This is a genomic window from Streptococcus sp. 'caviae' (assembly GCF_001937065.1).
Classification (GTDB): Bacteria; Bacillota; Bacilli; order Lactobacillales; family Streptococcaceae; genus Streptococcus.
Map to the genome: position 1 here is coordinate 306,393 of NZ_MOWR01000001.1, position 22,863 is coordinate 329,255.

Genomic DNA, 22,863 nt, shown 5'->3' on the forward strand with positions numbered 1-22,863 from the left:
ATTTATGAGAAAATTAACTTACGGCGACCACATCAGGATTGTCAGTCCATCGAGCTCTATTGAACTTTTAGGAGGCTTCAAAGCTAATTTATCTGCTAAAAGAACCTTGGAAAAATTAGGTTTTACAGTCTCATTTTCCAATAATTATATGGAAAGCGACCTGCTTCACTCAAGTTCTATCGCCAGCCGTGTTTCCGATCTGCACGATGCCTTCCGTGAAGACCACGTTAACGCTATTTTAGCGACTATTGGCGGCTTTAATGCCAACGAACTGCTGCCTTATCTGGATTATGATTTAATCAAAAAACACCCTAAGATTATATGCGGTTATTCTGATACGACTGCTCTTTTAAATGCTATCTATGCTAAAACCGGTATGGAAACCTATATGGGACCTTCTTATTCGAGTTTCAAGATGGAGGAAGGTCAGGACTACCAAAGCAGAATGTGGCTCAATGCTGTCACCAGACATTCTTACAGCCTTGTTCCCAGCAAAGAATGGTCCAGCGACGCTTGGTACGATCCTAAGCAGCCGCGCCATTTTCAGCCGACTGAATGGAAAATTTACAACGATGGCAAGGCTCAGGGAACTATCATCGGCGGAAACCTGTCGACTTTCGGACTTTTGCGCGGAACAGAATTTGCTCCCAAACCAGAAAATTATGTTCTCTTTTTAGAAGGGGCTGAGGAAGAGCATTATACAGAAGTTGCCCGCAATTTGGCTGCTCTTTTGCAGGTCTATCCGGATCCGCAGGCAGTGGTCTTTGGGCGTTTTCCTAAAGAAACACAAATGACCGAGGACATTTTGCGCTTTATTCTGGATAAACATCCGATCCTTAAAAAAGTTCCTGTGATGTACGACCTTGATTTCGCCCATACGCAGCCGCTCTTTACCTTTACCATTGGTGCTCAGGTAACCATTGATACTATCCACAGGCAGCTGTCAGTAGTAACTGACTAACAGCAGTCAAGCATCTTGCTGGCCGGGAACATGATTAGCTGCACTGTCCGGATAGCGGCTCAAATCAGGCTCTGTCACGCTGTTATACTTCAATAGTTAAAAAAGAGGAGGGAATTTGTACTGTTCCTCAAAAGTTAGACAGAAAGACTAACTTTTGAGGTGCAGTTCATTCATCCCAGCCTCTTTTTCTATGGCCAAAAAGCTTACTAACAACCAATCAAATTGGCATGAAAGCACCTATTTTCGCGCTATGACCCGAAAACTTCTGCTTTCATCACTGAAAAATATCAATACAGCCAAGGCTAAAACAGGTCACCTTCGATAGTGAAACAAGCATTCAGCAAGAAAAAGACCTGTCTCCTGTGCCATACAGAAAAACAAGTCTCGTTATTTTTTCTCTTATTAGTCAGCGGCCCTTATTTAAATGGTACTCTTGTTTATTGTTCTAAGGAACCTGTCCAAGCACTTGTTCCGCCGCTAATATTGGTAACATCATACCCCTTACTGTCCAGAAAGGCACAGGCCTGTGCAGAACGGCCGCCCATTTGGCAGATGATATGATAGGGTTTATCTGCCGCTAATTCTTGGTAACGGCTGGCTAATTCACTCAAGGGCAGATTAACTGCACCCGGAACACGGCCGGCTGCAAATTCATCGGCTTCACGCACGTCAATTAAATTAAAAGCTTTCGCTTCTAAATCTTCTTGAATTGCTTTGATATCAACAACTTTAATCATGGATTATTTCCTCCGGTCTAACCATATTATACAGTGAGTAAGCTCCGTCTAAGTTTTGTACCTTGAAGCCATTTTGTTTCAAGATGCGCTCTGCCAGATAAGAACGCAGACCGCTGTGGCAGCTCACAATGTAAGCTTTCTCTTTATCCAGCTCACCTAAACGTTCCCGCAGCTCATCAAGCGGGATAGTCAGTGCATCGGGGAAACGGCCGTTAGCTATTTCGGAGGCTGTCCGAACATCAAGCAGAACTTTGCCTGCCGCCAATTCATCCTTTAATTCATACCATTGAACACTGTCACTCGTCCCTTCAGCCAAGTTACTTGCTGCATAACCAATCATGTTGACAGGGTCCTTAGCAGAACCAAACGGCGGAGCGTAGGTGAATTCCAACTCTGGCAAATCAAAGACCGTCAGGCCACCCTTGATAGCTGTCGCCAAAACGTCAATACGCTTGTCAACACCTTTTTGTCCAACAGCCTGAGCTCCATAAATGGCACCCGTTTTGGGATTGAAAATTAATTTCAGAGTAATAGAGGTCGCGCCAGGATAATAACCGGCATGGTCATTTCCAGTTGTATGAACAACGGCCACATCTTCAAAATGCTGGCGGGCAACCCGCTCGCTCAGACCCGTTGAAGCTGCTGATAAATCAAAGACGCGGACAATAGCAGTTCCGATACTTCCCTTGTTTTGACGCGGCAAACCAGCGATAATATCTGCCACTTGCCGGCCTTGACGATTGGCCGGACTGGCTAAGGAAATCAAGGCATCTTCTGATGTAATCTGCTGTTTCACAACAATCGCATCCCCTACAGCGTAGATATCCGGCTGACTGGTCTGGTAATGCTCGTCTACCAAAATACCCCCACGTAAACCTAAAGCAATTCCTGCTGACTTAGCCAGGTCATTTTCAGGCTGCACGCCAACAGAAAGAATGGTAAGGTCAGACTGCAGTTCTGTACCATCTTCCAGCACGATAACCTGACCTTTTTCAGAAAAAGCTTGTGCAGACTGATTGGTATAGATAGTAATACCTTTTTTAATCAGTTCATCCTGCACATAGGCTGCCATTTCTTCATCCAGCGGCGGCAGGACATGAGGCGCCTTTTCAACAATGGTCACGTCTAAGCCTTTTTTAGCAAGGCTTTCTGCCATTTCCAGACCGATAAAGCCAGCCCCAATAACAGTTGCCTTACGGGCAGCAGAGCTGCCCAGACCTGCCATAATTTTATCCAGATCGGGAATATTACGGAGCACAAAGACATTCTCTGCCTCATCTAAACCTGCCATCGGCGGAACAAAGGGTTTGGCACCTGGTGACAAAATCAATTTATCGTAACTTTCCTTATATTCCTGACCGTCTGACACAACAGTCACTTCTTTTTTAAGCGGATCAATCGAGAGGACTTCTGTTTCAGGACGCACATCCAACTCAAAACGAGCCTTCAATTGCTCTGGTGTCTGTACCAGCAAATTAGAGCGCTCTGCTATTTCTCCCGAAACGTGAAAGGGTAAACCGCAGTTGGCAAAGGATACATAGGGTCCCTTATCAAAAACAATAATTTCAGCATCTTCCATCAAACGGCGCAAACGCGTAGCTGCTGACATACCGCCGGCTACACCGCCGATAATAACGATTTTCATGAGTTTATCCTCCATTTTATATAGTTTTTCCTTTATAAGACATCATGCCGCCTTTGACATTAATGGCCTCATAGCCTTTTTGGCTTAGTACACTTGCTGCCCGCTTACTGCGCATTCCAGATTGACAGATGACATAAACCGGCTCAGTTTTTTTCCCTTGGTAGGTATGAATATCCTGCAGCGGAAAATTGCGCGCACTTCTAATATGCCCGCCCCGGTATTCATTAGGTTCCCGGACATCTAGCAAGGTAATTTTTTTCTCAGCTAAAATATCCTCTAACTCAGCAGTTGTAATACTTTTCCCCGAAGAAGGAAACAGTTTTTTAAACAATTCAAGCATGCTTTCTCCTTTTCTCTTTAAATACCCCAAAGGGTATGTTTAGATACTACCACAATAGCGAATTGCTTGTCAACTGTTTTACTTCCTGTTTTAGGATTTGACAAAAATACCCCCGGTCAGTATAATAAAATCATGAAAAAAGAGCAAAAAGATATTATCAATCGTCTAAAACGGGCCGAAGGACAGTTACGGGGTATCCAAAAAATGATGGAAGAAGATCAAGAATGTATTGACATCATCACCCAGCTCTCAGCCGTTCGTTCCAGCATCAACCGCACAATGGGACTGGTCATTGCCAGCAAAATCACTCAGGTTATTGAAGAACCCAGTGACGATCCCGCTTTGCAAGAAGAACGCATTCAAGAAGCTATCGGCCTTATTGTGAAAAAATAGCAAAAAGGCTGAAGAACCCTTACGCTGCGCTCAAAACTCCCGTCATTCAAAATACAAAAAATAAGCGGGAAAGAAAAATCAGGAACGGTCAACTCAATTCTGCAGCTCTGACCCCAACCGCCGCATCACAAAATATAAAATGAGGCTGAGACTCTTTTGTCTCAGCCTCATTTTTATAATCGTCAAAAAGTGCTTCATCAGCCAGCATGAAATAGTACCATGCAGCTTTAAGAGCTGAACTTCTGCCTCTCAATGCCGCCCGCAGAGCAGTTATAACCAAGCAGCACCGCCTTTTGGAACAAGAAGAACATTTAACGGTATTTAAAAGACTTGCTTCTCGTGCAACAAAAGGAAACAAGTCTCATTATTGTATTTTTGGCTGCTGAGAGAGGGAGTCCTCCATCCCAGTTTTTAGCTGTCAGAATAAGCGGCTACTGCAATTTTTGGCCATTTACCAATTCATAATAGCGCGCAATGGCTGAATGGTCATCTGAACCGTAGTCATGAGCCTTAAGCACTTGGAGGATTTCCATAGCCTGCGCAGTGAACGGTGTTGACACATTGTAGGAGTGTGAAGCATCTAAAGCATTTTGCAAGTCCTTGATATGCAAATCAATACGGAAACCTGGTGTAAAATCACCATCAAAAATTTTCTGTGACTTTTGATCCATAACCGTCGAACCGGCCAAACCGCCGCGAATGGCTTCATAAACCCGCGATGGATCAACTCCAGCTTTCTTAGCCAAAGAATAAGCTTCAGATACTGCAGCAATATTGACCGCAACGATCATTTGATTAGCTAATTTCGTTAAATTACCGGCACCGACTTCACCGACGAGAGTAACACTGCTGGCCATGGCCTGCAGAACATCCTTATATTGTTCAAAGACCTTTTCATCACCGCCGACCATAACAGCAATGGTTCCGTCAATAGCCTTAGGTTCACCGCCGGACACAGGAGCATCTAAGAAGGATACAGACAGTTCTTTTAACTTGTCATGAAATTCCTTGCTGGCTACTGGTGAAATAGAGCTCATGTCAATGACCGTCTGACCGGCACTTAAGCCTTCAGCAATCCCGTTTTCATTAAACAGAGCCGCTTTTACATGCGGTGAATTGGGCAGCATGGTGATAACAATATCACCCTTTTGAGCAGCATCCTTACCGCTCGCAGCAGCATGGCCGCCAGCTGCTGTCAAGGCATCAATGCTGGATTGATTAAAGTCAAAACCATAGACCTCGTGACCGGCCTTGACCAAATTGATAGCCATTGGTTTACCCATAATACCTAATCCGACAAATCCAATTTTCATTTTATTTACATCCCTTTCTGAATTCTATACTTTACATTTTAACAAACCCTTATCTCAAGATAAATAGTATGTGTACTATAATTATTAAGCGACAAGCTTTTTTATTTGGTCAATGTACCAAATAAGGTGATGAGATTTTGGCTGGCTGACAGTACCAAAGATCTGGTATCAGCCATGGCTTCTTCCAAAGTCATCGGACGATTAACAATATCAAAAACACCTGCTATTCCTTGATGATAGACCTCGTCCAGTTCTAAAGAACGGCTGCCCACGATTGCTACCGTAGGAACATCGTATTTTTTGGCAATGGCTGCAATGCCGATGGGAGCTTTGCCATTGATCGACTGACCATCCATGCGGCCTTCGCCGGTAATGACCAAGTCGGCTCTTTTAATGTCCTCTTCAATATGAATCATTTGCAGAATCTTATCAATACCGCGCTGAGACTGGCCGTTCAAAAAGGCCATCAAACCTGCACCGAGACCGCCTGCAGCTCCCGCACCAGGGACATCCTTGATATCCTTGTGCAGAGTCTTCTTAATAACCTGAGCAAAATTAGCAAGTCCTTCATCCAGAACCTTTATCAAGTCCTCGCTGGCTCCTTTTTGAGGACCGTAAACTGCTGTTGCCCCATTGCTGCCGCAGAGCGGGTTGGTCACATCAGACAAAATAATCAGCTCTACAGAATCAAAACAGCCTTCTGCAGCAGATACGTCCAAACTGGCTACCTGAATCAAATTTTCACCATTTGCAGCTAGTTCTTTTCCCTGTGCGTCAAAGAACTTCACACCAAGCGCTGCTGCCATTCCCATACCGCCATCGTTGGTTGCTGAGCCGCCAATACCAATATAGATCCGCTCAACGCCATGCTCTAAAGCACTCTTAATCATTTGGCCGGTACCATAAGTTGAGGCCTTCATAACATCTAAGGCTCCTGACTCAACTAAGGTAATACCGGATGCTGCTGCCATTTCTAAAACAGCTGTTCTCCCACCATCAATAATAGCATAGGAAGCATTGACAGGGGAACCGAGCGGCCCTTGAACACAAACCGTAACCTTCTCACCCTGATTGACATCAAGGATAGCATCAACAGTTCCCTCGCCGCCGTCAGCAATGGAAAAAATCTTTGTTTCATAATCAGGATACAAGCTATGGATGCCCTCAGAAATATAGGTTCCAACTTCTTTAGAACTGGCACTGCCTTTAAAAGAATCCGATGCAATGACAATTCTTTTCCCCATACTTATACCTCCTGCTAATCTTTACATGTCAGATGGAAGAAAACCACCCTTACGCATTGCTTCTTTCATTTGTTCTAATACCGGTCCGGTAGTCGCCTCAGTCGGCAGAACCGATTTACCCATGTCCATGCCCATAAGGTTAGCCATATCCTTAGTCGCTGCCGGGAAGCTTGCTGCATCCTGAGACAGACGAATCGGATTTAGTTTAAACTGAGCTTCCAGCGATTTTTCAAAATCACCGGCAGCATAGTAATCATAGATACTGCTGACCAGCTGCGTGTACATATTGGCTGTAGAGCAGACACTGCCGACAGCGCCTACGCAGAGGCCGGGATAAATAGTAGTGTCTTTGCCTGTCAGAACTCTGAAATCAACATCATGTGTCTGACGAACCAATTCACTGCAAAAGGTGATATCACCGCTTGAATCCTTGATACCGATAATATTTGGCACATCGTGAGCCAAACGGACAATAATGTCCAGCGGAATCGTATAGCCGGAGCGCCCCGGGTTATTATAAAGCAGCATAGCCGTATCAGGGACACTGTCAGCAATAGCTTTAAAATGATGATACAGGGCTTCAGGAGTTGGCTTAATGAACATAGGATTCAGCACTGAAACAGCGGCAATATCCCGTTTGGCAGCTTCCTGAGCGAGCTCAATACATTTGCGAGTGCGAATGGCTCCGATACCGAAATAAATTGGAACACGGCCGGCAGCCTCTTCCAGCATGACATCCAAAGCATGAAACATTTCATCCGGCTCAAACATATAGAACTCTGAATTGCTGCCAAAGGCTAAGATGCCATGCACCCCGTTTTCGATGACATGATTGACGATTTTCCGCAGTCTGGTATCGTCAATATTTTCATTATCATCAACAGGGGTAATAATCGGAACGACAATTCCTTTTACATTTTCTCTCTTAAACACTGAGTTTCTCCTATCTTACTAAACTTGGCTTTTTATTGTCAAATTTCCAGCCCGGAATCAAATACTGCATAGCAGCCGCATCATCACGCGCACCAAGATTCTTATCAACATAGAGCTGATGTGCTTTTTTGATAGCATCCAAGTCAGGTTTGATGCCTAGACCGACAGAATCTTTGGCAATATGAATGACACCATCTCTGATAATATGAGGATTTTCGGTCAGAGCCTGACCGTCCTGCCAGATATAATGCGTGTCGCAGGCATTGATTTCACCTGGTGCTGCTGCCGCAGCATGAGCCACCATGGCTAAGGAAATATCAAAGTGATTGTTGGAGTGAACGCCCCAAGTCATACCAAAATCATGGCACATCTGAGCAACACGGACAGAACCTTGCATGGTCCAAAAATGCGGATCCGCAAGCGGAATGGTTACAGAATGCAGAGCGACCGAATGCTGCATCTGCCGCCAGTCTGTCGCAATCATATTGGTAGCTGTCGGAATACCGGTCGCCTTGACAAACTCAGCCATAACTTCACGGCCGCTAAAGCCGTCTTCAGCCCCGCAAGGATCTTCAATATAAGCAGCAATGCCTTTTAAATCTCTGCCGATTTCAATGGCTTCTTTCAATGACCAAGCACCATTTGGATCAAGCGTAATACGGGCATTTGGAAATTCTTCTTTCAAAGCCTTAATAGCTTTAGCTTCTTCTTTGCCTTCTAAAACACCGCCTTTGAGCTTAAAGTCCTTGAAACCATAGCGTTTATAAGCAGCCTTGGCCAAGTCAACAATAGCTTCCGGTGTCATCGCTTCCTTGCGGCGCAGACGGCCCCAGTCATCAGAATCATCATCTCCTTGTAAATAAGGAAGGTCTGTTTTATTAGGATCAGCAACGTAGAAGAGATATCCTAAGAAAGGCACGTCTTCGCGAACCTGTCCGTCTCCCAGCAAAGCAGCTACTGGCACTTGAAGATGCTGACCCAGCAAATCAAGCAAAGGTGTTTCTACTGCTGTCTGAACATGGACAGTCGTCCGGAGGTCAAAGGTTTGGAGACCGCGGCCGCCTGAGTCAAGCTGGCCGAATTTCTCACCAATTTCTTTAACGATGTTTTTATATTCTCCAATACTGCGTCCAACAACTAAGTCTTTCGCCCTTTCTAAAGTATCGGTAATTTTTTGACCGCCCGGAACCTCACCGACACCCAGATTGCCTGAACTGTCTTCTAAAATCACTACATTGCGCGTGAAATAGGGACCGTGAGCTCCGCTTAGATTTAATAGCATGGAATCATATCCGGCAACCGGATAAACATCCATTTTCACAACTGTAGGTACTGACATTTTTTATCCTCCAAAATTATTTTCTCTAGTTAATACCTTATTGAAATACCTGAGCATCTACTTGTAAGTCCGGCAAAACATCTTGATTGAGCGTCAGCCCCAGACCCGGACGTGTCGGTACTTTCATCTTGCCATCGACTAATTCTACCCTTTCTTCAAAGAGACCTACTGTTTCAAACCATTCAAAATGTTCTACCCAAACATCTCCGCTGTAACAGGCTGTCAGTGGCAAATGGAGCTCCATACTGTAATGGGGTGCCAATACCAAATGATTTTCTTCAGCGCGCTGGATTACCTTTTGAAACTGTGTAATACCGCCGATACGCGGTGCATCAAGCTGACAGACATCAAAAGCACGTTTATCAAAGAAAGGAAGACCTTCTTCATAACTGGTCAGCATTTCTCCTGTTGCAATCGGTGTCCCCAGAGCTTGTGATAAGCGCAGATGCCCTTCAACATCATGGCAGGTCACCGGTTCTTCAAACCAAACGAGATTATAGTCATCAAAATATTTGCCAGCCTTAAGTGCCGTTGAGACATCCCACTGCTGATTGGCATCAATCATGATAGGCACATCGTCGCCCAACGCCTTTCTCAAAGCGGCTACACGTCTGACATCTTCCTTATAATCTGGCTGACCGACCTTGATTTTCACACCGCCGACGCCTTCTTCCAAGACTGTCTGTGCATGGGCAATGACTTCTTCAATCGTATCTTGTAAGAAACCGCCCGTTGTATTGTAACAAGGAACGTATTCCTTGTACTGACCCAAAAGCTTACTTAAGGGAAGACCGGCACGCTTAGCCTTAATATCCCACAGGGCAATGTCGAAAGGTGTGATTCCCTGAACAGCAACACCGGTATTGCCAATCGAAATACTGGACCACAGTAATTTATTCCATAAGCGGCTGATATCGTTAGGATCCTGACCCAGCAACAAGGGTGCGTATTCTTTAGCTAGAGCGTACTGGGCAGGGCCGCCGTTTCGTTTGCAATAAATGTAACCCAGACCCGTATAGCCGCCTTCTGTCTCAATAACCGCTGCTGTAATCATAACTTCTTTCAGCGGTGTCTGTTTGCCTTGAATAACTTTGGCATCACTGACAGGCTTTTTGAGAGGAACACGAATTAATTTCACCTCAACTTTTGTAATCTTATCTATCATATAGTCAACCCCTCACATTTAGCGATGGCAAAAGACCGGCCGGTTGGGATCGAACTGCCACCCTTCTTCCAAATACTGCATGGCAATGGTATCATCACGGTCTTTAAAATCCATTTGATGATACAGAGCATTTTGTTTTTCCAGCTTATCCAAATCAATATCGACACCCAAGCCGGGTTTATCCGGAAGCTTGATTTTTCCATCAGCAAAGCTTAGCGGTTCTTTAAGCAGGGACTCGCCGTCCTGCCAGATCCAGTGTGTATCAACCGGAGCAATGTTGCCCGGAGCTGCGGCTGCAACCTGTACAAAGGTCGCAAGCGTAATGTCAAAATGATTATTGGAATGCGAACCCCAGGTTAGTCCCCACTCATTCAAAAGATAGGCCATGCGAACACTGCCGTTTAAGGTCCAAAAATGCGGATCAGCTAAAACAATATTGACGCTGCGCAGAGCCGCAGCATGGTGAAATTGCCGCCAGTTGGTCGCAATCATATTTGTCGCCACAGGAATTCCTGTTGCATCGCGGTATTCCGCCATGATTTCACGGCTGGAGAAGCCCTGTTCCGGACCGCAAGGATCCTCAATGTAAGTCAGCACATTTTTACGGTCTTGTGTCAGAGCAACCGCCTCTTCCAGCGTCCAGGCTCCGTTAGGATCAATGTTGATGCGAGCATCCGGAAAAGCAGCTTTCAAAGCGTCAACCGCCTTCATTTCTTCTTCACCTGCTAAAACACCGCCCTTTAGTTTAAAATTATTAAAACCGTATTTTTCTTTGAGCACGCGCGCTTGTTTGACAATCGCCTCAGGCGTCATCATTTCAGTTCGGCGCAGCGATTCCCAGCTGTCGCTGCCATCGCTTTTTTCATAAGGCAGATCAATTTGAGCAGAATCTGCCGAGTAAAAGAGATAGCCCAAAAACTCAACCTCATCACGTTGAACACCGCCTTCACCCAACAAAGCAGCGACAGGCAGCTCTAAGAATTTCCCCAGCAAATCCAGCATGGCACATTCAATAGCAGCCTCAGACTGGACAACAAATTTTAAGTTAGAGAGATTTAACTGCTGCAGACCCTCACCAGTATCTTGTGCAGCCCTTTGACGGCTTTTGCGAATATTCGTCAGAACCTTATGGTACTCACTGACTCGCTCTCCAAGGACAAAAGGCTTATAGCTCTCCAGCTGCTTGGTAATATGCTCTCCGCCGTGTATTTCTCCAATACCAAGATTGCCGCTGTCATCTTTTAAAACGACAACAATTCTCGTGAAATAGGGTGCATGGCAGCCGCTCAGCGTTAACAGCGGACTGTCATGACCAGCTACCGGATAAACAGTCATTTCGATGACTTTTGGTGCTTTACCCATATTTTTCTCCTTTAATTGATCCTAAACAATACCCATGGATGCAATAACAGCAATGAAAACAGAGTTAACCAGCGGGAAGGCTGCTCCCAGCCAGAATTCGTGGTAATAACCTTCCTTATGTGTCAAATGGGTGTAGTTGAGACGATTGATAACCGAACCATTGTGCGGCAGGGAATCCAAACCGTAACAAGAGATATTAACCATACGGTGCAGGACATCCGCGCTGATACCTTGTTTTAAGAAACGCGGAGCAAAGACATTGAGCGAGATAGCTTCACCGCCTGAAGCCGAACCGGTAATACCAGCAACCAAGTTAGTAGCAACAGCAAGCTGAATCAGCGGCGGTCCAGGGATTTTATCCAAGTTATCAACCAGATATTCAAAGCCCGGTGCCGCTGCAACGATACCGCCAAAACCAACAACGGCAGCAACATTCATGATAGACTTCATGGTTGAATTAACACCATCAGCCATGGTATTTTTGAAATTAGCAAATTTATTATAGTAGAAAGCAAAGCAGACCAAACAGCCCATGGTCAAAGAAAGATAAGGAGGCACATTAAAGACATTCATGGCAACAATCAGGGTAATAGATGGCAGGAGTGCTTTGACAAAGTCCCAGTTAGTTGTCTTTTTATCCATAGCTTTCAAGGCTAAAATTTGTGAAGCCTCTTCCATCTTGTGACCGGTCTTTTCAAACCCTTCCCCGCGTTTTTCATTGCGTTTGAGCATCCACCAGATATACCAGGCACCAAAGATAATAGACACTCCGGCAGCGATAATACCAAGTATGGGTGCTGCAGTTGGTTTTGTTCCCAGTGTTTCCATTGGAATCAAGTTTTGAATAGCCGGCGATCCCGGGAGAATAGCTGTCCACATTGAACCACCGTAAACCGCAACGGCAATAATGAAATGCCAAGGAATATCCAATTCCTTAAAAATACGGAAGCAGATCGGAGCAATTGTAAAGATAACAACGAAACCGCTTACACCGCCGAATGAAAGAATAGCCGTAATCAGCGAAAGCCCCATCAAAACCCAGAACTTCGCATTTTTATTACCCATTTTCAGAGACCATTCAGCGATTTTATTGGCAATATCCTGAGCGGCACCGCAGTCTCCCAGCATAGAGCCGAGAACGGTCGCCGGAAGGAAAATCAGAAAATTATCTTTGGCAAAATCAGCAAATGCCGGTGCATACTCATCTGTCAGGCTTTTTGTCAGCGGCAGACCAGACAAAAGAATAACAACGATAGAGGCAGCAGGACCCAAAACAAGAATCGGAAACTGCTTATAGGATCCCCAAATCAAGAAAGCTAGGGCAAGCAGAATGCCCAGTAAACTAATTAATCCACTGTCCATAACGAACTCCTTTTATAAAAATGAAATAGCATGAGAAAATACCAACTTGAAACACTGAACGGCTTAAAAGCCATCTGCATCAGCCCCATATTGCTATTGACTCCCATTAATGAATGCTGGCTAAGAACGGACAGGTCCGAAAAGCTGACTGACGCTGGCTCCACTCCTGCTTTTGAACCAATCAGAAATTTGTTTTTCCGCCCGTCTTAGTATCGGCTTTTTCATAATAGCATATTGGCATTCTTATGTTCAACGTTTCACAAACTAGAGTTTGATGTGCTTTGACCGGTCTTTTTATGGTATGCGTAACATATTGTGCTATTTTATAATAACTGTCTCTGCCAGCAAACTTAACAAACAGCTGATTCTTCTTTTCCAGACCAATAATACAAGTGTCAGCAGAGCATTCTTTGCTGTTACGGCCACGATGTCAGCTGCTTGTCAAAATTGGTCTAGTCAAAAAAATTATCCCGCTTTAAAACAAGCGATAAGAGCATTTTCGCTTAAATAAATCATTTTTATTACAAAAACTAAAGGAAAAAATAGTATAATGACCTTAGTGTTTACATGTTAAGGGGGAAAGCTTTATGATCGAAGCAAGTGTTGTTCAGGACATTCTTACTCGAATGAAAGAAATTATTCATCAGGAATTAAATTTCTTTTCGACAGAGGGGATTATTATTGCCAGTACAGATCCCAGCCGAATTGGGCAGGTCAATCACGAAGGAGCTCAGTTTGTTCTTGAAAAAAACCAGCCCATTGTCATCGAATTTGACAATCAGTACCAGGGTGCTAAACAGGGCATCAATCTGCCGGTTGACATTGACAATCAGATCGTCGGTGTCATCGGAATTACCGGCAAAAAAGAAGAAGTGTCTCAATTCGGCCAAATCATTAAGGAAATGACCAAGATTCTTATCCTTAACAATGCTGCTAAAGAATTGGTTTACAACAGGCGCAATTCTCATAAGAATATTCTGGATTATATCCAAAATGATGACAGCCCCAATGATAATTTTTCAGTTGAAATGCTCTACGGCATCAACCTCTCTTCCAAAGAGTACACAGCTATTGTCGGTTTGCCCAGCGATAATGTTACTGAACAGTACTTTGATGATATATCCAATGTCTATCTGGATTTGGAACTCTTATTGGGCGATGGCAAGACAATCTTTGAGGTTCGCGGCAATATGATTTTAGCCCTTCTGCAGGATAAGCATCCGCAGGCCATTTCCAAGATTACTCAAAGAATTGCCCAAATTATCGAAAAAAAATACCGTATGACCCTTCTGTTTGGAGTCGGAACTTCCGGACGGGGCAAGGAAGAATTAAAGCAGAGTATCCGTCAGGCCAAGACCGCCCTGAGCTGGAACAAGACCTTCTATCAAAAAAGAGAACTGTTCTTTACCGATATGGAATACGGTCTGATCCTGCACAATGTCGCTGACATTAACAAAAACTATTTTCTGGATAAAATCTTTGCCCAGCTGTCCCAAAAAGAAATTGATGAGATGATTCCGCTTTTAGATACCTATGAATCCTGCAACGGCAGCATCAAACAATGCGCTGAAAGTCTTTTTATTCATAAGAATACCGTCCAGTACAAACTCAACAAGATTACCGAAAAAACCGGACATGACCCAAGAAAACTTTCCGACTTCTTTGTCTTAAAACTCGCTTCTATCCTTTATAAAATTCAGAAATAATTTTTAGTCTCTATACCATGCCTTTTGCGGACGGATTATGTTAGACTTTAGTCATAGAACCTTTCATACCTTCATTGAAATTCTGCTCCTAGGCAGCTTAAAACACCTTGATTGGAGGAGTTTATCATGCAAAACACGTTATTATTGCAGCCGACCTTAGGAATTGGCACCTGGTTTTTGGGAGAAAATCCTGCTGCTGAAAAAGAAGAACTGGCAGCTCTGCAGTATGCCCTGGATAAGGGCATAACCATCATTGACACTGCCGAAATGTACGGTCACGGTCTGGCTGAGAGACTTGTGGGCAAGGCTATCAAACCTTTTGAACGTGAGAAACTCTATCTCATTTCTAAGGTTCTTCCTACAAACGCCAATAAAAAGCGCATGGAAACCAGTCTTGACGCCTCGCTCAAAGCCCTGCAGACAGACTACTTAGACCTTTATCTCTATCACTGGCGCGGCAATACACCGCTGGCTGAAACCGTTGCTGAACTGGAACGGCTGAAAGCCAAGGGCAAAATCCGTTCTTGGGGAGTCTCCAATTTTGATTTGGAAGATATGCAAGAATTATTAGCTCTTCCTGACGGAAAAAACTGTCAGGCCAATGAAGTGCTCTATCATTTGGGTTCCCGCGGTATTGAGTACTGCCTAAAGCCCTTTCAGGATCAGCACGATATTCCGACCATTGCCTACTGTCCTTTGGCTCAGGCGGGCACTCTGCAAAGAAAGCTTCTTAGCAATAAGGAACTGGCTGAACTGGCAGACGAACTAAATATCAACATTTATCAGCTGCTGCTTGTCTTCACGCTGGCCCAGCCCAATATGATTTCAATTCCGCGGACAGGGCAGTTAAAACACATGAAGGAACTGATCGCCTGCCGAGACATCCATCTCAGTGCTGAACAGCTGGACCGTCTTAATCGGCTGTTTCCGGCACCTGATCACCGAGTGCCTTTGGATATTGAATAAAGATAAAAACGCGGCTGGATATCCGGCCGCGTTTGAGCATTAAGTTATTACAGCACTGTTAGCGCTCATTTGACATTCTTTCACCTAAATTTTTTAAAGCAAACTACCAAATGATCACGCGCTTATCTTTATCACGCCACATGCCGTCTCCCTCTTTGACATCAAAAGCTGCAAAGAAGTCATCAAAGTTAGCAACCTGAACATTGGTTCTTAATTTACCAGGAGCATGGACATCAATAGCTGCCAGCATTTGCATGTATTCCGGACGAGCTTTCATCCGCCAGATAGTTGCAAAATTAATAAAATAATCGCGGGCTGAGAAATCGGCCTCTTTTTTAGCTGCTTCTAAGGCGCAGGCCAAACCACCCAAATCAGCAACATTTTCAGACACAGTCAGCTGGCCGTTTACTTTTGCGCCGTAGGAATCAAGCCCGTCAAACTGCTCAACTACCTTGTCTGTACGCTCTTTAAAGGCCTTATAATCCTCATCCGTCCACCAATTGTTGAGGCTGCCGTTTTCATCAAAGGAAGCACCATTGGTATCAAAAGCGTGAGAGATTTCATGGGCAATGACCGCACCAATGCCGCCGTAATTAGCAGACGATGATTGCTCCAGCGAATAAAACGGTGCCTGTAAGATAGCTGCTGGAAAGACGATCTGATTTTGCTGCGGATCATAGTAGGCATTGACCATGTGGGCAGGCATGTGCCACTCCTTGCGGTCAACAGGCTTGTTCCATTTGCTCCAACTGTAGGCAATGGAGATTTTAGCCAGATTTTGGGCATTTTCCACCAGACTCAGCTTATCATCAATAATCTTTTGCGCATAGGTCTTAGGCAATTGCTCGGGATAGCCGATATGCGGCGTGATAACATTGAGTTTAGTAATGGCCTTGTCACGCGTTGCAGGAGCCAGCCAGTCCGTCTTGCTCAGACGCTCCTTATAAACATCAATCATGGTTGCCACTTTAGCTTCCACATCGGCTTTCGCTTCCGGCGAGAATTTCTCCCCAGCATACCAAAGACCGAGTGCTTGATTGTAAGGCCCCTGAGCAAGGTAAAAGGCTGCTTTTTTCTTGTCCATAGGCTGCGGTGTACCCGACAGAGCACGACTGTAGCTGCCAGAAAGGATACGAATATCATCCGTCAGATAAGAATTCCAAGCGCCAGCCGCAGCGAGAACCAAACTCGCTTTTAACAATTCCCAATTGCTTTCAGAATAAAATTCTTTAGCAAACTGTGTCCAAAATCGTTCTTCAGGAACGATGACCTTATCGGGTTTTTGACCCAAAATCTGTGTGAAAATCGCATCCAAGGGCAGCTCCGGTGCCAATTTGGTGAAGTCAGCCCAGTCATAGGGGTGGTAAAGCTTGACATATTCAGAAGACTCTTCGCTTGACAGCACATACTGAGCCAATTTGGCATCCAGCTCAATAACCTTATCTAAAAGATCCTTGATCTCTGCTGTTTCAAAACCAAATTTTGGCAGCAGTTCTTCCTGCATAGCACGCCACTTAGCCAGCAGCTCTTTCCCGTTTTCATTATCCTTAGCATAATAAGTCGTATCCGGTAAAATCAAACTAGGCGCTTCTGCCCAAAGAACATTTACCTGTGCATTCATAAAATCCGGTGCCACACCAAACGGCAGCAGATTAGGTTTGCCGGCCATCTCATAATCAGCGATTTTAGAGGCAAATTCGGCAAAAGACGACAGATTTTGGTATTCTTCAATGAGCGGCAAAGCAGGCGCCACACCTACTGTTTCACGCTTATCATAATCCGCCACCTGACGGTGAAACTTAACAAAGTTTTGCAAAATACTGTCTTCAGGCAGATTTTCTCCTGCCAGCCACTGATCCGTAGTCGCAAGCATCAAATCCTCAATCTCATCCGACAAATCCGAAAAGCCACCGGTGCGCGGTTTATCATCCGGAATAACAGCGGTTTTTTCCCACTCACCATTGACAGCATCATAAAAATCATCTTGTAATCGTACCATAAACACTCTCCATTTCTATACGACTTCTATTGTAACAAAAAAGTCCGATTTAAGCAGAATCGGACGTTATGAGTAAAAAGTATCAATCTTTTGGCAATACAGCTGATTTATATAATCATTAATCTTTAAAACTAACTAATGCTTTTATACTAGCAACTTGTTTGCCTTTGAGAAATAAAGTTTTCCAAAAGAAAGCTGATGGATATAAACATTTATCATGCTTGTCAACGTTTAGGTTTCTTTGCTTATTTAAGCGCTAACCATCATCAAGACAACCTGAAAATGAGGCTTTAAAAGCAATTATCACTGATATAGATTATCTCTATAGTTCTAAGTTCTTGAAAAACGGATGACGTATTATTAATAATGACATCTTTAAACATTTATAGAAATAAAATACACCCCCATTTTTCTCATCTAACAATTATAAGACTGTTTTTCTAAGATAACGGATTTGTAATGAGGTAAAGATCAAAACTATCACTACTGTATAGACACCTAGTTTAATCCATTCAAGGCTTGTAATCTCTGGATTAACCGAAGTCATCTGATTCATAGAAGCAGTTAACTTAGAAAAAGGTAAAACATAGCCTAATTCAGGAATAATATTTTGAGCTGTCAAGATAAACCCAAATATCCCGATTATCATAGACAAAGCAACAGGCGGCGCAAAACTTTTTATGCGCAAAGAAAAATAGGACTGAATAGCAACTAAGGCAATTGAAAAGAAGCTGGCCAAGATTGCCCATAAAAATAGTGCTGTTGGAAAAGTCATTTTAAATTGAAAAAGTAGACCACTGACAGCATAAAGCCCCAAAAAATACAATTGCGACAAAAAGATCAGACTAAAAGCAACAGTTATCTTTGCCCAAACTATACTAGAAAACGAATAAGCAGAAGTTAATAGGAGCTTTAGACTGCCATTTTTATGCTCACTATACCAGATATAAGCACAGATAATACCAATCATACAAGGAAAGAAAAAACTTCCATAAAAAAGATAGACTTGAGTCCATAGACTAAGCCATTCTTGTTTAAGAACACTTTGATTCCCTGCAAAATTAGTACTTCCATAAATAACCGATAAAAAAGGTAGCACTAAAAGAGGCAGCCAAAAGCGAGCACGACGTAATTTCAGTAATTCAATTTTTATCAAGGTCATCCTAATCACCTACCTTTATATGTTTTCCTAATTGGAAGAAAATAACTCCAAGAATAAGAGAAGCTATTAAGGGATAAGCATAAAAATCTCTCAGGCGTCCAATAAATTCACTTCCAACCTTTTCCATATCAACTGATATTAAAAGGCCATACCAACTGTAAATCCACACATGTACAAACCTCCTAGAAACAAAAAGAACAATTATACCAACCAAGGAGCCAACTAAAGCTATCGACAGACTGATAAGTTGATTAGTCCATTTCAAGGATAAAATATAATGCAAGAGCAACACAACTGCCGATATCAAGGCCACAGAAAGAGCAAAAAGTCCCATACGTCCAAGCGGAATACTGACTGTAAAACCATGAATGTTAACCAAAAACAGGATAATTCCCCATTCAATGATTTGAGATGCCAAATAGCACAGATAAATATAGATAAATTTAACAGCATAAACATAGTAATAATCAACACCACTGCTTTGAAGTACTTTCCACATTTTATGACGATTCTCCAGCTGCACAGCCATGCTGGCCAAGCTAGCCAATATAACCGGAGCTGTAACAATTTTGAAAACAGCATTGTTATCAAAAACTTGGTAAAGTTTTATGATGTCTCCTAGTTGGTCTGCTCCTTTTACCCGAAATATTATTAGGGCACAGACAGCAACATTTATGATAATAGAGAGACTTAGCAAATGAATGATAGGCAGACCGCGATATTTTCGCATTTCTATCTGAAATAATTTTTTCATCATCTTCACCACCTTACAAAGCATCCTTAGCTGTAAAATCAATAAAGAGTTCTTCAAGAGACTTGGTTACCTCGTAGATACGATAGACAGCTACATCAGCATCCAATAAGCGTTTGACAATCAGCGCTATCTGCTCATCTGATAAATGCGGCAAAAGCAAGCCTTGATCGGTCACCTTTACATCATTAGGATTGAAGTCTAATAAGGATACTGCTAACACATCGTCTGAGGTCCTCAGGCAAATGCTGCGGCTGTGCTGGCTCTTGAATTGCTCAACAGTCCCTTGATAAAGAAGCTTGCCCTTACCAATGATTCCTATCTGAGTCACCATTTTTTCGATCTCGTCCAGAGCATGTGAAGAAATCATCACAGTTGTATTCAAGGTCGTAGGCAGGTTACGGATGAGCTTGCGGATTTCTTCACGCGCCTGCGGATCCAAACCATTTGTCGGCTCATCAAGTATAATCATTTTAGGACGTCCCATAATCGCCATGGCAATTCCTAAACGCTGCTTCATCCCTAAAGAATAATGTTTGACTTGCTTGTCCTTATTCTCTGTCAGATGAACTATGGCTAACACTTCTGCTACATCTTGATCGGTCAAATTTTTCAACTCTTTAAGAATCTGCAAATTCTCATATCCTGTTAAATTATCATAGTAGGCAGGCTCCTCAATAAGGGAACCAATCTGCTTCAAAATAGCAATACGATTGCTTTCTTTCATAGCAGAACCTGCAACATTAATCTGCCCAGCTGTTGGCGTTAGAAGACCGCAAATCATTTTCATGATAGTGGATTTGCCGGCACCATTTGGACCAATCAGACCATAAATTTCTCCCTGCTCAATTTTTAAATTATTGAGATCAACAGCAGTTTGCTCTCCAAAAACTTTTTTGACTTGATTAAGTTCCATCATTATTGTCATCACTATCGTTTATCCTTTCATAAGTTATAAAGCCTTAAACAATGCATAGAAAAGTAGGAAGACCAACGATAAGTCTCAAGACCCCTGAAAGACTTCAACTTTTTGCAAAACATTATAGGCGTGTTCAATTACTTTATGTTTCATAACAGTTTACTAAAAATCAGTGTACAAAATCTTACAGTTACCCTTAGTTTTCTTACAACTTTGTAAATATTCAAGATGCTTAATATATAATTAGATGAGCTTCTGGCATCCATGGCCCTTCAATCTTTTTTAATACTCTCACTCATGACATGCAAGAACGGGTTAATCATCAATAAAGAATACAATTCTAAAAAAGTGCAGTGAATTAGATTCCACTTCAAATTTACAAATCAATTTTACATTAAATGCTATACATCAAATCAACAATCATTCCAACTCCTTATTGTACTTATTCATGTAAGAGTCATACATATCTCTGTAGGTTTTGTTTCTGCTATACAGAACGTCATGTGTACCACTGTCAGTGATTTTACCAGAATCCATCATGATAATCTTATCTGCCTTTTCTATCGTATTTAGTCTATGAGTAACAAGCACTCTAGTACAGTTAAGTGCTTCTATACTCCTTTGAACAACTTTTTCAGTTTCCACATCTAGAGCAGAAGTTGGCTCATCTAAAACGATTAACCTAGGTTTTGAAATTAGCTCCCTAGCTAAAGAAAGTCTCTGTTTTTGTCCGCCAGACAACGTTAAATTATCTTTTGAAAGCGGTGTATCTAACCCCATAGGCATGTTTTTGATATCATCATATATAGATACTTTTTTACACATTTCAATAACGTCCTCATCAGTAATATCTACCCTATCCAGAGTAATATTATATCTTAAACTGCCATCAAGGATTGGAACATCTTGAAGAACTATTGAAGAAAGATTTCGTAAATCTCTTTTATCTACACTTTGATAATCTATGTCATTATAAGAAAGCTGGCCTACTGTCGGGATAACATGCCCCAACAGCAATTTTGCAAGAGATGATTTACCGCTGCCACTTTTGCCAATCACTGCAATAAATTCTCCCGGATGTATAGTCAGCGATATATTTTTAAGAACTTCCTGACTATTAAACTCATACTTGTACCCGATTTGGTCTAACCTAATGGTTAAATCGTGATCTTTGGATAATTGATATCCTCCCAAAGTCTCTTCTGTTAAACTATTGATTTCTAGCGCTCTTTCATAATGTTTCAAGCTGTAAAGCATCTCATCAATCGAATTTAAAATGGTATTTATAGGATTGACAAAATTTAAAGCCATCATATAGAGTAAAATAATTTCACCGCTACTTTGTTGATTGGAGAGATATAAAAATAAAATGACAATGAATATAGGTACAGAGAATGTAACAAAGTAGTTTATCGTCCCCAAAATATTAAAGTGTTTAGCTCTATCATAAGCAGCATCCGTATAGGAAGTGAAATCCTTTTGCCATTTTGAAAAGATGCCTTGTTCTGTATTTTTAGCTTTTAAAACAAAGAGGCTATCAACCAGTGAAAAAAAGGTTTGCAGCAATTTTTTCTGTTTCAGAACTTCTTTTCCTAATTTTTCTTGCTTAGCTCTTAATACTGCAAAAAATACAGTACTTTCTGTAATAAAAACAATAAGAAGCACCAGCCCTAAATAAACCGAGACAAAAAAGACATAACATAGGCTAGCCAACATAAGAATGATATCTAACCACATGGCTAGAATTCTTTCTGAAACCATCTCTCTCACTATTATAATTCCATTATAACGGTGTATAATATCTGTTCTATCCATATTAGCGATATCTGCTAAGGGTAGTTTTAATAGCTTAGAAACGAAGTTATCAGAGATTTGTCTATGAATACCATTCTGCAAAAGAGCCAGAAAAATATTTTTCAGGAAAAATATCAGACTTTGTATACACATGATAGCTAGAAACAAAAGTGTCATTTCATAGTAGGTAAATGATTTCCTGATATTCCAAGTATCATCTATAACATTTTTCATAAAGAAAGGAACAGTCACCGTAAAAAGCTGAAATAAAAATGTGCAGATAACTGTTAACAGAATTATTTTTCTGTGTGAAAGAATAAGATTTTTGGCATTGTTTAAAATTAAATGGTGGCTCGAAATGCTTCTTAGAGATGATAACCCATTTGTCCTTAAAAAGAGCGTGTAAAATTTCGGAGTCATCTCCTGAAACTCTTCTTTATTTAGTACATACCTGCCAACAGCAGGATCCACAATACTATACTTCCCCTTGCGGAAATTCTCTAGAATAACAAAATGGTCTTCATTAACAAAAGCCATAGCAGGAAAAGAGTGCGGGGTACTATGAAAGCGATAGGTCTGGCATGAAATTCCATAGTTTTTAGCTATATCGGTAACATTTTGAATACTTAAACCATTTCGACCAACATTTATTTTTTGCTTCAGTTCAAAAAAATTTTCTTGAATATCGAAATAGTCCAATATCATGTACAAGCAACACAAGCCACACTCAGTCGGTGTTGTCTGTTCTAACAGCGTAATTCTTTTTTTCATA

20 protein-coding genes are annotated in these 22,863 nt (G+C 42.3%); 4 read left to right on the plus strand and 16 right to left on the minus strand.

What is annotated here, in order from left to right; translation table 11 throughout:
• The first annotated feature begins 4 nt into the window (after positions 1-4).
• The gene (locus BMI76_RS01600; protein ID WP_075345879.1) at positions 5-961 is read left to right on the plus strand and encodes a S66 peptidase family protein; all 957 of its coding nucleotides are present in this window, start codon (positions 5-7) and stop codon (positions 959-961) included.
• Between the two features lie 437 nt (positions 962-1,398).
• Here the strand turns inward: BMI76_RS01600 and BMI76_RS01605 are convergent, their stop codons facing one another.
• From BMI76_RS01605 to BMI76_RS01615, 3 genes are read right to left on the minus strand one after another with little or no spacing between them, the layout of a single operon-like run.
• Positions 1,399-1,698, minus strand: a complete 300-nt coding sequence (locus BMI76_RS01605) for a rhodanese-like domain-containing protein (RefSeq protein WP_075345880.1) — start codon at positions 1,696-1,698, stop codon at positions 1,399-1,401.
• Positions 1,691-3,343: an FAD-dependent oxidoreductase gene (locus BMI76_RS01610; RefSeq protein WP_075345951.1), complete on the minus strand. Its 1,653-nt coding sequence runs from the start codon at positions 3,341-3,343 to the stop codon at positions 1,691-1,693. The genes BMI76_RS01605 and BMI76_RS01610 overlap by 8 nt, the downstream gene beginning before the upstream one ends.
• A 16-nt stretch (positions 3,344-3,359) precedes the next feature.
• Positions 3,360-3,683: a rhodanese-like domain-containing protein gene (locus tag BMI76_RS01615; protein WP_142355020.1), complete on the minus strand. Its 324-nt coding sequence runs from the start codon at positions 3,681-3,683 to the stop codon at positions 3,360-3,362.
• 132 nt (positions 3,684-3,815) lie between these two features.
• Here BMI76_RS01615 and BMI76_RS01620 point away from each other — a divergent pair, with 132 nt between their 5' ends.
• A complete protein-coding gene (locus BMI76_RS01620; protein WP_075345953.1) occupies positions 3,816-4,076 on the plus strand; it encodes a metal-sensitive transcriptional regulator in 261 nt (86 codons plus the stop codon).
• 88 nt (positions 4,077-4,164) lie between these two features.
• Here the strand turns inward: BMI76_RS01620 and BMI76_RS10850 are convergent, their stop codons facing one another.
• The 8 genes from BMI76_RS10850 to BMI76_RS01660 all read right to left on the minus strand — a co-directional run bounded on the left by BMI76_RS10850 (position 4,165) and on the right by BMI76_RS01660 (position 12,794).
• Positions 4,165-4,356: a hypothetical protein gene (locus BMI76_RS10850; RefSeq protein WP_257615230.1), complete on the minus strand. Its 192-nt coding sequence runs from the start codon at positions 4,354-4,356 to the stop codon at positions 4,165-4,167.
• 151 nt (positions 4,357-4,507) lie between these two features.
• Positions 4,508-5,389: a 2-hydroxy-3-oxopropionate reductase gene (garR, locus tag BMI76_RS01630; RefSeq protein WP_075345881.1), complete on the minus strand. Its 882-nt coding sequence runs from the start codon at positions 5,387-5,389 to the stop codon at positions 4,508-4,510.
• A 101-nt stretch (positions 5,390-5,490) separates the two neighbouring features.
• Positions 5,491-6,633, minus strand: a complete 1,143-nt coding sequence (locus BMI76_RS01635; protein WP_075345882.1) for a glycerate kinase — start codon at positions 6,631-6,633, stop codon at positions 5,491-5,493.
• A gap of 21 nt (positions 6,634-6,654) precedes the next feature.
• The gene (locus tag BMI76_RS01640; protein WP_075345883.1) at positions 6,655-7,566 is read right to left on the minus strand and encodes a dihydrodipicolinate synthase family protein; all 912 of its coding nucleotides are present in this window, start codon (positions 7,564-7,566) and stop codon (positions 6,655-6,657) included.
• A 10-nt stretch (positions 7,567-7,576) separates the two neighbouring features.
• A complete protein-coding gene (locus BMI76_RS01645; RefSeq protein WP_075345884.1) occupies positions 7,577-8,905 on the minus strand; it encodes an enolase C-terminal domain-like protein in 1,329 nt (442 codons plus the stop codon).
• A 37-nt stretch (positions 8,906-8,942) separates the two neighbouring features.
• On the minus strand, positions 8,943-10,070 hold the full coding sequence (locus tag BMI76_RS01650; protein WP_075345885.1) for a mandelate racemase/muconate lactonizing enzyme family protein: 1,128 nt from the start codon (positions 10,068-10,070) through the stop codon (positions 8,943-8,945).
• Positions 10,071-10,088: 18 nt separating this feature from the next.
• On the minus strand, positions 10,089-11,432 hold the full coding sequence (locus tag BMI76_RS01655) for an enolase C-terminal domain-like protein (RefSeq protein WP_075345886.1): 1,344 nt from the start codon (positions 11,430-11,432) through the stop codon (positions 10,089-10,091).
• A 21-nt stretch (positions 11,433-11,453) separates the two neighbouring features.
• Positions 11,454-12,794: a GntP family permease gene (locus BMI76_RS01660; RefSeq protein ID WP_075345887.1), complete on the minus strand. Its 1,341-nt coding sequence runs from the start codon at positions 12,792-12,794 to the stop codon at positions 11,454-11,456.
• Positions 12,795-13,381: 587 nt separating this feature from the next.
• On the opposite strand from BMI76_RS01660, the gene BMI76_RS01665 reads away from it, so the two are divergent.
• Together BMI76_RS01665 and BMI76_RS01670 are read left to right on the plus strand one after the other, a co-directional pair.
• Positions 13,382-14,500 (plus strand): sugar diacid recognition domain-containing protein, encoded by a 1,119-nt coding sequence (locus BMI76_RS01665; protein WP_075345888.1) that lies wholly within the window; start codon positions 13,382-13,384, stop codon positions 14,498-14,500.
• Between the two features lie 126 nt (positions 14,501-14,626).
• Positions 14,627-15,466 (plus strand): aldo/keto reductase, encoded by an 840-nt coding sequence (locus BMI76_RS01670; RefSeq protein WP_075345889.1) that lies wholly within the window; start codon positions 14,627-14,629, stop codon positions 15,464-15,466.
• A gap of 103 nt (positions 15,467-15,569) precedes the next feature.
• On the opposite strand, the gene BMI76_RS01675 is transcribed toward BMI76_RS01670, so the two are convergent.
• The 5 genes from BMI76_RS01675 to BMI76_RS10605 all read right to left on the minus strand — a co-directional run bounded on the left by BMI76_RS01675 (position 15,570) and on the right by BMI76_RS10605 (position 22,862).
• Positions 15,570-17,465 carry a M13 family metallopeptidase gene (locus BMI76_RS01675; RefSeq protein WP_075345890.1) on the minus strand — a complete coding sequence of 632 codons (1,896 nt, stop codon included), beginning with the start codon at positions 17,463-17,465 and terminating at the stop codon, positions 15,570-15,572.
• A 424-nt stretch (positions 17,466-17,889) separates the two neighbouring features.
• Positions 17,890-18,627 (minus strand): ABC transporter permease, encoded by a 738-nt coding sequence (locus BMI76_RS01680; RefSeq protein ID WP_075345891.1) that lies wholly within the window; start codon positions 18,625-18,627, stop codon positions 17,890-17,892.
• Position 18,628: 1 nt separating this feature from the next.
• Positions 18,629-19,384 (minus strand): ABC transporter permease, encoded by a 756-nt coding sequence (locus tag BMI76_RS01685; RefSeq protein ID WP_245543127.1) that lies wholly within the window; start codon positions 19,382-19,384, stop codon positions 18,629-18,631.
• Between the two features lie 10 nt (positions 19,385-19,394).
• Complete coding sequence (locus BMI76_RS01690; protein WP_075345892.1) at positions 19,395-20,306, minus strand: ABC transporter ATP-binding protein; 912 nt, start codon at positions 20,304-20,306, stop codon at positions 19,395-19,397.
• A gap of 411 nt (positions 20,307-20,717) precedes the next feature.
• Positions 20,718-22,862, minus strand: coding sequence for a peptidase domain-containing ABC transporter (locus BMI76_RS10605; RefSeq protein WP_075345893.1), 2,145 nt, complete (start codon positions 22,860-22,862; stop codon positions 20,718-20,720).
• Between the last annotated feature and the right edge of the window lies 1 nt (position 22,863).

Coding starts and splice junctions, on each gene's coding strand:
- BMI76_RS01605 (WP_075345880.1), bottom strand. CDS start 1,698: ATGATTAAAGTTGTTGATATCAAAGCAATTCAAGAAGATTTAGAAGCG.
- BMI76_RS01620 (WP_075345953.1), top strand. CDS start 3,816: ATGAAAAAAGAGCAAAAAGATATTATCAATCGTCTAAAACGGGCCGAA.
- BMI76_RS10605 (WP_075345893.1), bottom strand. CDS start 22,862: ATGAAAAAAAGAATTACGCTGTTAGAACAGACAACACCGACTGAGTGT.
- BMI76_RS01600 (WP_075345879.1), top strand. CDS start 5: ATGAGAAAATTAACTTACGGCGACCACATCAGGATTGTCAGTCCATCG.
- BMI76_RS01650 (WP_075345885.1), bottom strand. CDS start 10,070: ATGATAGATAAGATTACAAAAGTTGAGGTGAAATTAATTCGTGTTCCT.
- BMI76_RS01660 (WP_075345887.1), bottom strand. CDS start 12,794: ATGGACAGTGGATTAATTAGTTTACTGGGCATTCTGCTTGCCCTAGCT.
- BMI76_RS01655 (WP_075345886.1), bottom strand. CDS start 11,432: ATGGGTAAAGCACCAAAAGTCATCGAAATGACTGTTTATCCGGTAGCT.
- BMI76_RS01680 (WP_075345891.1), bottom strand. CDS start 18,627: ATGACCTTGATAAAAATTGAATTACTGAAATTACGTCGTGCTCGCTTT.
- BMI76_RS01690 (WP_075345892.1), bottom strand. CDS start 20,306: ATGACAATAATGATGGAACTTAATCAAGTCAAAAAAGTTTTTGGAGAG.
- BMI76_RS01665 (WP_075345888.1), top strand. CDS start 13,382: ATGATCGAAGCAAGTGTTGTTCAGGACATTCTTACTCGAATGAAAGAA.
- BMI76_RS01645 (WP_075345884.1), bottom strand. CDS start 8,905: ATGTCAGTACCTACAGTTGTGAAAATGGATGTTTATCCGGTTGCCGGA.
- BMI76_RS01685 (WP_245543127.1), bottom strand. CDS start 19,384: ATGATGAAAAAATTATTTCAGATAGAAATGCGAAAATATCGCGGTCTG.
- garR (WP_075345881.1), bottom strand. CDS start 5,389: ATGAAAATTGGATTTGTCGGATTAGGTATTATGGGTAAACCAATGGCT.
- BMI76_RS01610 (WP_075345951.1), bottom strand. CDS start 3,343: ATGAAAATCGTTATTATCGGCGGTGTAGCCGGCGGTATGTCAGCAGCT.
- BMI76_RS01670 (WP_075345889.1), top strand. CDS start 14,627: ATGCAAAACACGTTATTATTGCAGCCGACCTTAGGAATTGGCACCTGG.
- BMI76_RS01615 (WP_142355020.1), bottom strand. CDS start 3,683: ATGCTTGAATTGTTTAAAAAACTGTTTCCTTCTTCGGGGAAAAGTATT.
- BMI76_RS01675 (WP_075345890.1), bottom strand. CDS start 17,465: ATGGTACGATTACAAGATGATTTTTATGATGCTGTCAATGGTGAGTGG.
- BMI76_RS01635 (WP_075345882.1), bottom strand. CDS start 6,633: ATGGGGAAAAGAATTGTCATTGCATCGGATTCTTTTAAAGGCAGTGCC.